Here is a 14110-nt window from a genome sequence, read left to right as displayed (position 1 = left end):
CTGACCCCTTATGCTTCTTCTATGCTCCTAGATCCTGAGTATGGCCTGCCTGCTACGAAGGCTTTGGACAAGAATGCTGGCTTACTATTGGCCTATGAAAAAACAGGCTATGATACGTCTAGCACTAAGCGCCTGCCAGACTGCCTGGATGTTTGGTCAGCAAAACGCATCAAAGAACAAGGTGCGGATGCAGTGAAATTCCTCCTCTACTATGATGTGGACAGCTCAGACGAGCTCAACCAACAAAAGCAGGCTTATATCGAGCGTGTGGGCTCAGAGTGTGTGGCAGAAGATATTCCTTTCTTCCTTGAAATCTTGGCTTATGATGAAAAGATTGCGGATGCTTCCAGCGCTGAATATGCTAAAGTGAAACCTCACAAGGTTATCGGTGCTATGAAGGTCTTCTCAGACTCACGCTTCAACATCGATGTCTTGAAAGTGGAAGTTCCAGTTAACGTTAAATACGTTGAAGGCTTTGGCGATGGCGAAGTGGTGCATACAAAAGCTGAAGCAGCTGCTTTCTTCAAGGAACAAGATGAGGCAACCAACCTGCCATACATCTACTTGAGTGCGGGTGTATCTGCGAAACTCTTCCAAGAAACACTTGTTTTCGCTCATGAGTCAGGTGCTAACTTCAACGGCGTTCTCTGCGGACGTGCGACTTGGGCTGGCAGTGTCAAAGACTACATTGAGCAAGGCGAAGAAGCAGCTCGCAAGTGGCTTCGTACAACTGGATTTGAAAACATTGATGAGCTCAACAAGGTTCTTCAAAAAACAGCTACTTCTTGGAAAAAGAGAGTTTAAAGCAGCTATTTTAGTTCAATACGCTTGTCTAAAGCTTTCTTGAAATAAAGTCAATCATTGGTATCTGATCTGTAAGATTGACCAATGATTGATTTTAGTTTGAAATCATCAAAAATAAATAAAAAATGTTTAAAAAAATCAAAAGTAAGGGTTTACATTATCGCTTTGATATGTTATAATTAAACCATAAGTTGAATAGGGTGAGCGTTACTAAGTTGGATTAGGCGTGACCGCAAATGAATTGGAAAGTCAAGTATTCTTGTTGTTTTCCGTTTATTTGTGGTCATTTTTATTTCACGAAAGCTCAATAAAATGATAAGGAGGGAACTATGTATCGAATCATACTTCCTATGAATAACAATGTTGCCCTAGCTAAGAATGAGCATCAGGAAGAAGTTGTTTTGATTGGCAGTGGCATCGCTTTTAATAAGAAGAAAGGGGATGTTGTTCTTGAAAGCAAGATTGAAAAAATCTTCCGATTAAGGACAGAAGAATCAAAAGAGAACTTTGTAGCTTTGCTCAAAGATGTTCCGCTGGACTTTATCACGGTGACTTATGATGTGATTGATACTCTTTCTAAGAAGTATCATTACCCTGTTCAGGAGTACATCTACGTTACGCTGACGGATCATATCTACTGTTCTTATCAAGCAGTCCAGCAGGGCCGCTACAAGGCTAGTGACCTACCGGATGCTTCAGAGAAATACCCAGTTCCTTATCAAATCGCACAAGAAGCAGTGGCTATTTATCGGGACCGGCTCTTAGATAGTTTTCCTGATGATGAAGTGAACAGAATTGCATATCATTTTATCAATGCAGAAGGCGAGTCCAACCCCGTGGGCCAAAGTCACTTAGATAAGCGGAAAGACATTCTAAATGCTGTGGAAGAGGAGCTAAGGAAGCAAGGAATTAGAAGAACAGCTAATAATAGTAACTTCTATGACCGATTCATGATTCATCTCAATTATTTCTTAGATTACTTGGAAAGAAGTCGCGATGACAATGTTGCGCTGCTAGAAATGGAGAGCCAGATTAAACTGACTTATCCTGAAGCCTATCAAATTGGAAGCAGTCTCTATGAGATTATTGCTCAGAAAACTGGAATAGACTTGTATCATAGTGAGCGAGTTTATCTAGTCTTACATATTCAACGATTACTATAACTAAAAAATATAAGGAGGTTCTATTATGAACAGAGAAGAAATTACATTACTTGGTTTTGAAATCGTAGCCTATGCAGGTGATGCTCGTTCCAAATTGTTGGAAGCATTGAATGCAGCTCAAGCAGGAGAATTTGACCGAGCAGAAAGCTTGGTGGAGGAAGCTAATGCTTGCATTATTGAAGCACACCACGCTCAGACAGACCTGCTGACCAAAGAAGCATCGGGTGAAGATTTGGCCTACAGTGTGACGATGATGCACGGTCAAGATCACCTGATGACAACCTTGTTGCTCAAGGATTTGATGAAACACATGATTGAATTATACAAAAGAGGAGCAAAATAATGAACAAACTTATTGGACTTATTGAGAAAGGGAAGCCTTTCTTTGAAAAACTATCACGTAACATCTACTTACGCGCTATTCGTGATGGTTTTATCGCAGGGATGCCAGTTATCCTTTTCTCCTCCATCTTTATCCTGATTACCTATGTGCCAAATTCATGGGGCTTCCAGTGGCCAAAAGATATTGAAGGGCTCCTGATGAAACCTTACGGTTACTCTATGGGGATTTTAGCTCTTTTGGTAGCTGGTACAACGGCTAAATCTTTGACCGATTCTGTCAATCGAAGCATGGAGAAAACTAATCAAATCAACTATATGTCTACACTTTTGGCAGCTATTGTTGGTTTATTGTTGCTGGCAGCTGATCCGATAGAAAATGGTTTTGCGACTGGTTTCTTGGGGACTAAAGGACTGCTAACAGCCTTCATTTCAGCCTTTGTAACTGTCAATATCTATAAAGTCTGTGTGAAGAATAATGTGACCATTCGGATGCCAGACGAGGTTCCACCGAATATCTCACAAGTCTTTAAAGACGTCATTCCTTTCACTCTTTCTGTTGTATCACTTTATGTCTTAGATATTCTCGCACGGAATTTTGTCGGTGCTGGTGTGGCCGAGTCAGTTGGTAAATTCTTTGCACCGCTCTTCTCAGCTGCTGATGGTTATCTAGGGATCACCCTTATCTTTGGAGCCTTTGCCTTCTTCTGGTTTGTGGGGATTCATGGTCCTTCTATCGTTGAGCCAGCGATTGCGGCCATCACTTATGCCAATGCGGAGGTCAATCTGCAGCTTCTCCAACAAGGACAACACGCAGATAAGATTTTGACATCTGGTACACAAATGTTTATCGTTACTATGGGAGGTACAGGTGCAACCTTGATTGTCCCATTCATGTTCATGTGGATCTGTAAGTCTAAACGTAATAAGGCTATCGGCCGTGCGTCTGTTGTACCAACTTTCTTTGGGGTAAATGAACCCATCCTCTTTGGTGCTCCAATCGTATTGAATCCAGTCTTCTTTATTCCATTTATCTTGGCGCCAATTGCCAATGTCTGGATCTTCAAATTCTTTATTGATGTTCTGGGTATGAACAGCTTTACAGCTAACCTGCCTTGGACGACTCCAGGACCACTGGGGATTATTCTTGGAACCAACTTCCAACTTCTGTCTGTAGTTTTGGCAGCAACTTTGATTGCAGTAGACTTTATCATCTACTATCCATTCGTTAAAGTTTATGATGAACAAATTCTGGAAGACGAACGTTCTGGTAAATCAAATGATGAATTGAAAGAAAAAGTTGCAGCGAATTTCAACACTGCCAAAGCAGATGCTATTCTTGATAAAGCAAATGCAGGAGGCGCAGCAGAAGAAGCTCCAGCTCAAAACAATATTAGCGAAGAGACCAATGTTCTGGTGCTCTGTGCAGGTGGCGGTACCAGCGGATTGCTGGCTAACGCTTTGAATAAAGCAGCAGCTGAATACAAGGTTCCTGTGAAAGCAGCGGCGGGCGGTTATGGTGCTCACCGTGAGATGTTACCTGAGTTTGACCTAGTTATCCTGGCCCCTCAAGTTGCTTCCAACTTTGAAGACATGAAGGCGGAAACGGATAAATTGGGTATCAAACTGGCTAAGACAGAAGGCGGCCAATACATCAAACTAACCCGTGATGGTAAAGGGGCGTTAGCCTTCGTTCAGGAGCAATTTAACAACTAAATCTATTTATTTGAGATGAAGCAACTTGATAAGATCTAGTCAAGCTTGACCTCATCTCAAATGCTATTGAAAGGAAAATAAGATGACAAAAACCTTACCTAAAGATTTTATTTTCGGTGGTGCAACAGCAGCCTATCAAGCTGAGGGAGCAACTCACACAGATGGAAAAGGACCTGTTGCCTGGGATAAATACCTAGAGGACAACTACTGGTATACAGCAGAACCTGCCAGTGACTTTTACCATAAGTATCCTGTGGATCTGAAATTGGCTGAAGAGTATGGTGTCAATGGTATTCGGATTTCCATTGCTTGGTCACGGATATTCCCGACAGGCTATGGCGAGGTCAATCCGAAAGGTGTGGAATTTTACCATAATCTTTTCGCAGAATGCCACAAGCGGCATGTGGAACCTTTTGTGACCCTTCACCACTTTGATACACCAGAGGCTCTTCATTCAAATGGAGATTTCCTCAATCGGGAAAATATTGAACACTTTGTAGATTATGCGGCTTTCTGTTTTGAAGAATTTCCAGAAGTTCGCTATTGGACAACTTTCAATGAAATTGGCCCCATTGGTGATGGGCAATACCTAGTCGGAAAATTCCCGCCAGGTATTCAGTATGACTTGGCCAAGGTTTTCCAATCTCATCACAACATGATGGTATCTCATGCCCGTGCCGTTAAGCTTTATAAGGACAAGGGCTACAAGGGTGAGATCGGTGTCGTTCATGCCCTTCCGACAAAATATCCTTACGATCCAGAAAATCCAGCAGATGTCAGAGCAGCAGAGTTGGAAGATATTATTCATAACAAATTTATCCTAGATGCGACTTATCTGGGGCACTATTCAGATGTAACTCTGGCAGGAGTGAATCATATCCTTAAGGTCAATGGTGGTCAGCTGGATCTGCGCGATGAAGATTTTGTGGCTTTAGAAGCAGCTAAAGACCTCAATGACTTCCTCGGCATCAACTACTATATGAGTGACTGGATGCGTCATTTCGATGGGGAAACGGAAATCATCCATAACGGAAAAGGTGAGAAGGGAAGCTCTAAGTACCAGATTAAAGGTGTAGGGCGCAGAGAATCTCCAACCCATATACCGAAAACGGATTGGGATTGGATTATCTATCCTCAAGGTCTCTATGACCAAATCATGCGGATTAAGAAAGATTATCCAAACTACAAGAAAATCTATATCACCGAAAATGGTCTCGGTTATAAAGATGAATTTGTGGACAATACGGTTTACGACGATGCTCGGATTGACTACGTCAAGCAGCATTTGGAAGTCTTATCCGATGCGATTGCGGACGGTGCCAATGTCAAGGGCTACTTCATCTGGTCTCTGATGGATGTCTTTTCTTGGTCTAACGGTTATGAAAAACGCTACGGCTTATTCTACGTAGACTTTGAAACGCAGGAACGCTACCCGAAGAAATCCGCTCACTGGTATAAGAAACTAGCTGAAACACAAATCATTGAATAAAAAATAAAGCCGTTAGAGTTGAATTCTTTCGGCTTTTTTGGTGTGCTCATGCATAAAAACTTGATTCTATAGCAGGAGTGGTCTGGTATTTAATCATTAGACAGTGTTGGCTGGTCTGAGTTTTCGTTGGAAAAATTTGAAATTTCCCTTTAAATTGGATTGAGAGACAGATAGTTTCGGTTGTATTTTTTAGTTGAAGCTAATAGCTCTGCACCTAGAAATCTGCTATAATGGTTTTATGATTATTTTACAAGCAAGCAAGATTGAGCGCTCTTTTGCAGGGGAGCTTCTTTTTGACAATATTAACCTGCAGGTGGATGAAGGCGATCGGATTGCTCTAGTCGGTAAAAACGGAGCTGGTAAGTCTACTCTCCTCAAGATTTTGGTGGGCGAGGAAGAGCCTACTTCTGGTCAGATTAATAAAAAACGAGATCTGTCCCTGTCCTATCTGGCTCAGGACAGTCGCTTTGAGTCGGAGAACACCATTTACGACGAGATGATGTTGGTCTTTGATAGCCTGCGCCAGCAGGAGAAGCGCTTGCGGCAGATGGAGCTGCAAATGGGAGAATTGTCAGGGGAAGACCTGACTGCTCTCATGACCCAGTACGATCAGCTGTCAGAGGACTTTCGCCAGAAAGGTGGTTTTACCTACGAGGCGGATATTCGAGCTATTTTAAATAGCTTCAAGTTTGACCAGTCCATGTGGCAGATGAGGATTTCTGAGCTTTCAGGCGGGCAGAATACCCGTCTGGCTCTGGCTAAGATGCTTTTGGAAAAGCCAGAGTTGCTGGTACTGGACGAGCCAACCAACCACTTGGATATTGAGACCATTGCCTGGCTGGAGACTTACTTGATCAACTATAGCGGTGCCTTGATCATTGTCAGTCACGACCGCTATTTCCTAGACAAGGTTGCGACCATCACGGTGGATTTGACCAAACATTCCTTGGATCGCTATGTGGGCAATTACTCTAGCTTTGTGGTTCAAAAGGAGCAAAAGCTAGCCACCGAAGCCAAGAACTATGAAAAGCAGCAGAAAGAAATCGCTGCGCTGGAGGACTTTGTCAATCGCAATCTAGTTCGGGCTTCCACAACCAAGCGGGCTCAGTCCCGCCGTAAGCAGCTGGAAAAGATGGAGCGTTTGGACAGACCGGAGACCGGCAGCCGCTCGGCTAATATGACCTTCAAAGCTGATAAGGTTTCGGGCAATGTTGTTCTGACTCTGGAAGATGCAGCTATTGGCTATGGAGAGGAAGTCCTGTCGGAGCCGATTAACCTTGACATTCGCAAGTTTAATGCGGTAGCCATTGTCGGGCCAAATGGGATTGGGAAGACGACCTTGATTAAATCACTAATCGGTCAAGTGTCCTTCATCAGAGGCAAGGAGCAGCTGGGGGCTAATGTAGAGCTGGGCTACTATGACCAGACCCAGAGCAAGCTGACCCCTAGCAATACGGTTCTTGATGAGCTGTGGAATGACTTCAAGCTAACGCCGGAGGTCGAGATTCGCAATCGCTTGGGGGCTTTCCTCTTCTCGGGTGATGATGTCAAGAAGTCGGTCGGCATGCTGTCGGGTGGAGAGCGGGCGCGTCTGCTCTTAGCCAAGCTGTCTATGGAAAACAACAATTTCCTCATCCTAGACGAGCCGACCAACCATCTAGACATTGAGAGCAAGGAAGTGCTGGAAAATGCCCTGATTGACTTTGACGGCACCCTGCTCTTTGTCAGCCATGACCGCTACTTTATCAATCGTGTAGCCACCCAGATCATCGAGCTCTCTGAGATAGGCTCCACCCTTTATCTGGGTGATTATGACTACTATCTTGAGAAAAAGGCAGAGCAGGAAGCCTTGCGTGAGGAGTCGGAGCAGGTCGATTCTGACAAGCCAGCACCTGCCAATGACTATCAGCTCCAAAAGGAAAACCAGAAAGAACAGCGCCGGCTGGCCCGCCGCCTAGAGCAATTGGAAGCGCAAATCGAGGATTTGGACAGTCAGATCAGTCAGCTTCAGGAAGCCATGCAGGCAACCAACGACGCCGGTCAACTCATGGAGAGCCAGCAGCAAATCGACCAGCTGACCGCCGCCCAAGAAGAAGCCATGCTAGAATGGGAAGAACTGGCGGAGAAGGTGTGAGAAGGAAAAAGAACCTGTGTAAGAATGCCTAGTTTCTATGAGAAATAAGCTTCCCGGAGCTCAAAATACTTAATTTCACATGTGCAATCAGTCCCAAAAGAGCAAAAACCGAATTTTTACATATGAAATCTCTGATTCTGTGACAAAAAGACAAATCCTTTATGGAGAATCGTTTCCCTGAGAGTAAAAACCGAACTTTTTCATGTGTTCTGAGATTTTTTAGAGGAAAAGAAAGCATTCTTCATGCAAACTAGGTTCTTTTAGAGAAAAGACAACCCGTCAGATTTTCTGAAAAGCTGTTTTGGAGAAAAGTGAGGTCATCCGATTTTCGGCCGGCTAGTCTGAGAGCAAATCCCGAACTTTCTATTTTCGGACGAGTTCTTTTTGTGGAATTTGCCTTTTCCGATTTTCAGCCGATAAGATTTTGACGAAATGAGGCTCGTCCGAAAGTAGAATCTGAACAAGGGGCGGTGAAGGTAGTTTTGAAAGAAGCAACTAGGGAAGCAGAACAGCAATTAAAGGAATTTAAGTGGTAAACAAATGGAAGATTTAGGAAAAGTTTTTCGTGATTTTCGTTTAAATGGGCATTATTCTTTGAAGGAAGCGGCGGGTCAGGTTTGCTCGACCTCTCAGTTGTCTCGTTTTGAGCTGGGAGAGTCGGACATGACCCTCTCGAAATTTTTTGATCTCTTGGATAATATTCATGTGACCCTTGAAAATTTTATGGACAAGGCTCGGAATTTCCAGCAGCATGAGCACGTGGCCATGATGGGTCAGATTATCCCTCTTTACTACTCAAATGACATCAAGGGATTTCAGGACTTGCAAGCGGAGCAGTTGAAAAAGGCCAAGGCCAGCAAGGTGCCTCTTTACTATGAGCTGAATTGGATTTTGATGCAGGGCTTGATTTGCCAGCGTGACAGTCAGTTTTGTATGCAGCAGGAAGATTTGGATAAGGTGGCCGATTATCTCTTTCAAGTGGAAGATTGGACCATGTACGAGCTTATCCTCTTTGGCAATCTCTATAGTTTCTATGATGTGGACTACGTCTACCGCCTGGGCAAGGAAGTCATGGAGCGGGAGGACTACTACAAAGAAATTGGTCGCCATAAGAAACTAGTCTTGATTATTGCTCTAAATTGTTACCAGCATTGTTTGGAAAGTTGTTCTTTTGATAAGGCTAGTTATTTTGAGGCTTACGTAGAGAAGATTATTGGCAAGGGCATCAAACTCTATGAACGCAATGTATTCCTCTATCTCAAGGGATTTGCAGCTTATCAGAAGGGGCAGAAGAAGCAAGGGATTCGGCAAATGCAAGAAGCCATGCACATCTTTGAAGTGCTGGGACTACCTGAGCAAGTCGCCTATTATCAAGAGCATTTCCATAAGTTTGTAAAAGTATAATTTCCCAAATATGGGAAAAACAAAGAACCTCCCTCTATTTCTGATACAATAGTTTCAGAAATGGAAGGAGGTATTTTTATGAATCGACAGGCAGCACAGCTGATTACACGGGCTACTATTAATAAAATTGGAAACATGCTTTATGACTATGGAAACAGCATCTGGCTTGCTTCTTTAGGAGCTCTGGGGCAGACGGTGCTGGGCATTTACCAGATATCGGAGCTAGTCACTTCCATCTTATTCAATCCTTTGGGTGGGGCTATTACGGATCGCTTTTCCAGACGTAAGGTGCTGATGGTAACGGACTTGATTTGTGCTGGACTTTGTCTGCTGATTTCTTTTATTTCTAATGACCAGCTCATGATTGGGGCGCTGATTGTTGCCAATGTGGTTCAGGCTATAGCATTTACCTTTTCTCGGCCAGCTAATAAGTCCTACATCACTGAAATTGTGGACAAGGAAGACATCGTAGCCTATAATTCTCATCTGGAGCTGGCCTTGCAGGTTATCAGTGTCTTAGCTCCAGTTCTGTCTTTTATCGTGATGCAGTATGCAAGTCTACGAATGACCCTTCAGCTAGATGCCCTTAGCTTCTTTCTGGCTTTTGCCTTGGTTTATTTTCTGCCCAATCATGAGCCAAGCAAGCAGAAGTCTCCCATCAATCTTGGAAATATCCTGAGAGATATCAAGGAAGGCTTAGTTTATATCCGCCAACAAAAAGAAATTTTCTTTTTGCTCTTGGTAGCTTCCGCAGTCAACTTTTTCTTTGCAGCCTTTAATTACCTGCTGCCTTTCACAAATCAACTCTATGGCAAGACAGGCTCTTATGCAACCATTCTGAGTTTGGGAGCTGTAGGCTCAATCATCGGAGCCATTCTAGCCAGTAAGGTCAGAGCTAGTATGGGAAATCTTCTTGTAGCCCTGTTATTGACAGGTGTTGGAGTCGCAGTCATGGGCGTCTCTGCCTTGCTATCGGTTCATTCCTATTTTTCTTATTCTGGTAATCTTATCTGTGAGCTCTTTATGACTGTGTTCAACATTCATTTCTTCAGCCAGGTTCAGACCAAGGTGGACAAGCAGTATCTAGGCCGGGTTTTCTCAACCATCTACACGCTGGCAATTCTTTTCATGCCTCCTGCGACTTTTCTGATGACCCTTCTGCCGAGTGTCCGCACCCTTTCCTTTCTTCTGATTGGTCTGGGGGTAATAGGACTGGCTTTGATTTCCTTCTTTTATCAAAAGAGAATACAAAAAGACTAGGTTGGAAATCACTCCAATCTAGTCTTCTTTATGGGAATTTTTAAGTGCTTCTTTGGTTTTCTTAAGCTCTTTTTTCAGCGAGAAGTTTTTTAGCATGCTGATGAGAAAGGTCGTCACAGAGCCTAGGAGCACTGAGACCAAAATCAATATGATTAAGGGAAGTTTGAAGCTAAATAGGATAAAGCTAACATTGACACTCTGCATATTGGCCAAGGAAATACTGGCCACCAATAGAATGGTAATTAAAAGCAGGATATAGTGTAATTTTTCTTTCATAGTGATTCTCCTATTATCTATTCAAACTCTGCCTTGCTTTTGACATCTCCATATTCTTCTGGGATTTCTTGGGCTAGGATATCTTCATAAGCAGCTAGTTCAACATCTGAGCCATACTTATTCTTTAGAGTAGTGGTCACCAGACGGTAGGCCAAGTTGGCATTGCGGGACAAGATGGGACCATGGAAGTAGGAGCCAAAGACATTCTTATAGTGGACGCCTTCATTGCCATCTTCTTGGTTGTTGCCATTCCCATAGACGACTTTGCCCAGAGGTTTTTCATCATCAGAGAGGAAGGTACGACCTTGGTGATTTTCAAAGCCATAGTAAGTCTCGTTAAACTCTTCGTTATGAATCTTGATATCACCGATATAGCGATTATTGGTCTGGTTAAGGGTGTAGTGTCCCATGATGCCCAGGCCTTCAATTCGACGGCCGGAAGCTTCGATATAATATTGGCCTAAGAGTTGGAAGCCACCGCAGATGGCTAGCACTACGCCATTTTCATTGATAAAATTTTCCAAAGCCTCTTTTTTAGCTGGCAAGTCACGAGCCACGATCGTTTGCTCATAGTCTTGACCTCCACCAAAGAAGACGATGTCGTAGCTGTCCTTGTTAAAGTCATCTTCTAGAGAGACAATATCGACTTGAACCCTAGCGCCTAGCTTTTCAGCCACATACTTGAGCATGAGGACATTGCCATTGTCGCCGTAGGTATTCATGAGATTGCCATAGAGGTGGGCAATTTTCACATCGTAGCGATAGTTCTGGTTTTCAGGAGAAGTGAGGGATCTGTATACCATTAGTTCATCTCCTTTCTGACCACTTGTCGATCTGCCAGTAGTTCGCGGAATTCCAGCATGGCGGTATAAGTTGCTAAGATATAGGCATGCTTGGTTTCTTGCTGCTCAATGGACTTGAAGACTGCTTCCAGATCTTTGACCTCAGTAATCTGATCTGCTGGATAGCCCGTCACCCGCAAACGGCGTGCAATCTCTGAGTGGCGGACACCACCTGCGATGACCTGAGGGATATCCATCTCTAGAATTTTTTCAAAATCAGCATCCCAGATCCAGCTGGTATCAATGCCATCCGCATAGTTGGCATTGAGCAGGACAGATAGGCTAAAGTCAAAAGGTGCCAGCTCAATCATTTCCAAAGCCTGAGTTGCTCCGACTGGATTTTTAATCAGGACCAAGGTACATTTCTTATCACCGATTTTGAAGGTTTCCTGACGGCCAAAGACAGCTCGGCTCTTGTCAAAACCAGCCTTGATGGTAGCTGGCTCAACGCCGAAGAATTGAGCAACGGACACAGCAGCCAAGGCATTGTAGATATTATAAAGGCCGCCGATATTGATTTGATAGTCTTGTCCATCAATGGTAAAGGCTGAGCGATTGTGCTCAAGCGTTTTGAGAGCTGTCAGGCTGTAGTCTAGCTTAGGACGCTTGAAGCCACAGTCCTCACAGATATAAGCCCCTAGATTGGCATAGGTGTTGAGCTCATACTTGAGGATATGTTCGCATTTAGGACAGAGGATGCCCTCAGTATTATAGTGAGCCAGCTGAGCTGGCCCTTTTTCGGTGTCAAAGCCATAGTAGCGGACAGGATTCTTCAGGCTTACTGAGTTAAAGAGGGGGCTGTCACCATTCATCAGAACAGTCGCTTCAGGCACTTTTGCTGCAGCATCCAGAATCATCTGGTAGGTCGTGTATATCTCACCATAGCGGTCCATCTGGTCACGGAAAATGTTGGTAAAGACGAAGAGGCTAGGCTTGATATAATCACAAATCCGAGACAGGCTGGCTTCATCGATTTCCAGTACAGCGATATTCTTGCCAGATTTCCCTTTTTTTGCAGTCAGGAAGGTTGTCGTGATTCCGGTAATCATATTGGCACCGCTAGGATTGGTTACCACTTCTCCGAAGGCTTCCTTGAGGATGCCTACTGTCAGAGCTGTAGTTAGAGTTTTACCATTGGTTCCGGTAACAACCACGACCTCATAGTTCTTGGCTAGGTTTTGTAAAATGTTTTTGTCGAATGTTAGGGCAACTTTCCCTGGCAGGGTCGAGCCGCGTCCCATTTTGCTGAGAACAAAGTGGGAGGACTTGCCTGCCAAGAGGCCCAATGCTGTATTTATCTTCATAAGAAATATTTTATCATAAAAAAGTAAAGAAGGTTACAGAAAAATATCATTAAAAGTGATATAATGATTGAGGACGTTTGTTTTTGAATGTGAGGACGAGTATGTAATGAATTTTCATCAGCTAACCAATCTCCAATACTGGTCTAATTTGTTTGACAGTCCTTGGAGTATTGTAATTAATATTATCGACATTGCCTTGGTAACTGGGATTTTATATTATCTTACCAAAACCATTGCCGGGACGAAGATTATGATCTTGGTTCGTGGGGTTATGATTTTTATTTTAGCCCAGATTTTGGCCAACATCATCGGTCTGACGACAATCTCTTGGTTGATCAATCAGGTCATTACCTATGGGGTGATTGCTGCCGTGGTGATTTTTTCACCAGAGATTCGGACGGGTCTTGAAAAGCTGGGGCGAGCGACCGAGATTTTCTCAGCAACCCCGATTAGCAATGAAGAAAAAATGATTCAAGCCTTTGTCAAGGCAGTTGCCTACATGAGTCCGCGTAAGATCGGTGCTCTGGTAGCCATTCAGGGAACGCGGACGCTGCAGGAGTACATTGCGACAGGGATTCCACTGGATGCGGATGTATCTGGGGAACTTTTGATTAATATTTTTATTCCCAACACGCCCCTGCATGATGGTGCTGTTATTATCAAGGATGATAAAATTGCTGTTTCTTGTGCCTATTTTCCGCTGACAGAAAGTACAGGTATTTCTAAGGAATTTGGAACCCGACATCGGGCAGCGATTGGACTTTCAGAGGTTTCGGATGCCTTCACCTTTGTTGTTTCTGAGGAAACAGGCGGTATTTCTACGACACATAATGGAGTTTTCAAGCACGATCTAACTTTAAGCGAGTTTGAATTCGAGCTGCGCAAGGTCTTTTTGTCAGATAAACAGGAGAAAAAGAATTTAAAAAACAGGTTGCTAGGAGGATGGAAGAATGAAACAAAGTAAAAAAATTCTCTATATTATCTCCTCTTTATTCTTTGCTATAGTTTTATTTGTTTATGCGACATCCAGTAGTTTTCAAAATAGTATCAGTATCCGGCAAATAACTTCAGAAACCTACAGCAATACAATTTCGAATGTGCCGATTGATATCAAATACGACAGTGAACGCTATTTTATCAGTGGATTTACCTCAGAAGCCACAGTTGTTTTAACCGGGGCAAATAGGGTTAGCTTGAGCAGTGAAATGCAAGAGAGCACACGGAAGTTTCGTGTGGTGGCTGATTTATCCAATGCAACCGAAGGGACAGTTGAAGCTCAGCTAAAAGTGGAAAATCTGCCAAGCGGCCTGTCTGCAACAGTCAATCCGCAAAAGATTTCGGTCAAGATAGGGCAGAAAGCAAGTAAGAAAGTAGCCGTT

The 14110-nt window shown here is 43.5% G+C and carries 13 protein-coding genes; 10 read left to right on the top strand and 3 right to left on the bottom strand.

The window, feature by feature from the left end; all coding sequences use genetic code 11:
• The 8 genes from lacD to STRDD04_RS04060 form a co-directional block, all read left to right on the top strand.
• The coding region (lacD, locus tag STRDD04_RS04095) for a tagatose-bisphosphate aldolase (protein ID WP_231853880.1) at positions 1 to 804 on the top strand (804 nt) is incomplete at its 5' end.
• A 329-nt stretch (positions 805 to 1133) separates the two neighbouring features.
• Positions 1134 to 1967 carry a PRD domain-containing protein gene (locus STRDD04_RS04090; protein WP_062199576.1) on the top strand — a complete coding sequence of 278 codons (834 nt, stop codon included), beginning with the start codon at positions 1134 to 1136 and terminating at the stop codon, positions 1965 to 1967.
• A 25-nt stretch (positions 1968 to 1992) separates the two neighbouring features.
• Positions 1993 to 2310, top strand: coding sequence for a PTS lactose/cellobiose transporter subunit IIA (locus STRDD04_RS04085; protein ID WP_037616882.1), 318 nt, complete (start codon positions 1993 to 1995; stop codon positions 2308 to 2310).
• Positions 2310 to 4022: a lactose-specific PTS transporter subunit EIIC gene (locus tag STRDD04_RS04080; RefSeq protein WP_062199574.1), complete on the top strand. Its 1713-nt coding sequence runs from the start codon at positions 2310 to 2312 to the stop codon at positions 4020 to 4022. The genes STRDD04_RS04085 and STRDD04_RS04080 overlap by 1 nt, the downstream gene beginning before the upstream one ends.
• An 82-nt stretch (positions 4023 to 4104) precedes the next feature.
• Complete coding sequence (gene lacG / locus STRDD04_RS04075) at positions 4105 to 5511, top strand: 6-phospho-beta-galactosidase (RefSeq protein WP_062199571.1); 1407 nt, start codon at positions 4105 to 4107, stop codon at positions 5509 to 5511.
• 238 nt (positions 5512 to 5749) lie between these two features.
• Positions 5750 to 7645 (top strand): ABC-F family ATP-binding cassette domain-containing protein, encoded by a 1896-nt coding sequence (locus STRDD04_RS04070; protein ID WP_062199569.1) that lies wholly within the window; start codon positions 5750 to 5752, stop codon positions 7643 to 7645.
• Between the two features lie 540 nt (positions 7646 to 8185).
• Entirely contained in the window at positions 8186 to 9049 is an 864-nt protein-coding gene (locus STRDD04_RS04065; RefSeq protein WP_062199567.1) for an Rgg family transcriptional regulator, read from the top strand.
• Between the two features lie 78 nt (positions 9050 to 9127).
• On the top strand, positions 9128 to 10309 hold the full coding sequence (locus STRDD04_RS04060) for an MFS transporter (RefSeq protein WP_062199565.1): 1182 nt from the start codon (positions 9128 to 9130) through the stop codon (positions 10307 to 10309).
• 18 nt (positions 10310 to 10327) lie between these two features.
• On the opposite strand, the gene STRDD04_RS04055 is transcribed toward STRDD04_RS04060, so the two are convergent.
• Genes STRDD04_RS04055 through murT form a run of 3 tightly spaced genes read right to left on the bottom strand, consistent with a single transcriptional unit; the run spans position 10328 to position 12731 of the window.
• Positions 10328 to 10585, bottom strand: a complete 258-nt coding sequence (locus STRDD04_RS04055; RefSeq protein WP_062199563.1) for a LapA family protein — start codon at positions 10583 to 10585, stop codon at positions 10328 to 10330.
• Positions 10586 to 10602: 17 nt separating this feature from the next.
• Complete coding sequence (gene gatD / locus STRDD04_RS04050) at positions 10603 to 11388, bottom strand: lipid II isoglutaminyl synthase subunit GatD (protein WP_062199561.1); 786 nt, start codon at positions 11386 to 11388, stop codon at positions 10603 to 10605.
• Positions 11388 to 12731: a lipid II isoglutaminyl synthase subunit MurT gene (gene murT, locus STRDD04_RS04045; RefSeq protein WP_062199559.1), complete on the bottom strand. Its 1344-nt coding sequence runs from the start codon at positions 12729 to 12731 to the stop codon at positions 11388 to 11390. The genes gatD and murT overlap by 1 nt, the downstream gene beginning before the upstream one ends.
• Positions 12732 to 12837: 106 nt before the next feature.
• On the opposite strand from murT, the gene cdaA reads away from it, so the two are divergent.
• Both cdaA and STRDD04_RS04035 read left to right on the top strand, forming a co-directional pair.
• The gene (gene cdaA / locus STRDD04_RS04040) at positions 12838 to 13695 is read left to right on the top strand and encodes a diadenylate cyclase CdaA (RefSeq protein WP_062199557.1); all 858 of its coding nucleotides are present in this window, start codon (positions 12838 to 12840) and stop codon (positions 13693 to 13695) included.
• Positions 13682 to 14110 (top strand): CdaR family protein (locus STRDD04_RS04035; RefSeq protein ID WP_269450146.1); only part of this gene is annotated, 429 nt, incomplete at its 3' end. The genes cdaA and STRDD04_RS04035, both read left to right, overlap by 14 nt.

This window comes from Streptococcus sp. DD04 (assembly GCF_001578725.1).
GTDB classification, from domain to species: Bacteria; Bacillota; Bacilli; order Lactobacillales; family Streptococcaceae; genus Streptococcus; species Streptococcus sinensis.
Note: the sequence above shows the minus strand (reverse complement) of the source record. Positions and strands in the feature narration are given on the sequence as shown.

Excerpts from the sequence above, each read along its gene's own strand:
- STRDD04_RS04090 (WP_062199576.1), top strand. The coding sequence starts at position 1,134 with ATGTATCGAATCATACTTCCTATGAATAACAATGTTGCCCTAGCTAAG.
- STRDD04_RS04085 (WP_037616882.1), top strand. The coding sequence starts at position 1,993 with ATGAACAGAGAAGAAATTACATTACTTGGTTTTGAAATCGTAGCCTAT.
- STRDD04_RS04080 (WP_062199574.1), top strand. The coding sequence starts at position 2,310 with ATGAACAAACTTATTGGACTTATTGAGAAAGGGAAGCCTTTCTTTGAA.
- lacG (WP_062199571.1), top strand. The coding sequence starts at position 4,105 with ATGACAAAAACCTTACCTAAAGATTTTATTTTCGGTGGTGCAACAGCA.
- STRDD04_RS04070 (WP_062199569.1), top strand. The coding sequence starts at position 5,750 with ATGATTATTTTACAAGCAAGCAAGATTGAGCGCTCTTTTGCAGGGGAG.
- STRDD04_RS04065 (WP_062199567.1), top strand. The coding sequence starts at position 8,186 with ATGGAAGATTTAGGAAAAGTTTTTCGTGATTTTCGTTTAAATGGGCAT.
- STRDD04_RS04060 (WP_062199565.1), top strand. The coding sequence starts at position 9,128 with ATGAATCGACAGGCAGCACAGCTGATTACACGGGCTACTATTAATAAA.
- STRDD04_RS04055 (WP_062199563.1), bottom strand. The coding sequence starts at position 10,585 with ATGAAAGAAAAATTACACTATATCCTGCTTTTAATTACCATTCTATTG.
- gatD (WP_062199561.1), bottom strand. The coding sequence starts at position 11,388 with ATGGTATACAGATCCCTCACTTCTCCTGAAAACCAGAACTATCGCTAC.
- murT (WP_062199559.1), bottom strand. The coding sequence starts at position 12,731 with ATGAAGATAAATACAGCATTGGGCCTCTTGGCAGGCAAGTCCTCCCAC.
- cdaA (WP_062199557.1), top strand. The coding sequence starts at position 12,838 with ATGAATTTTCATCAGCTAACCAATCTCCAATACTGGTCTAATTTGTTT.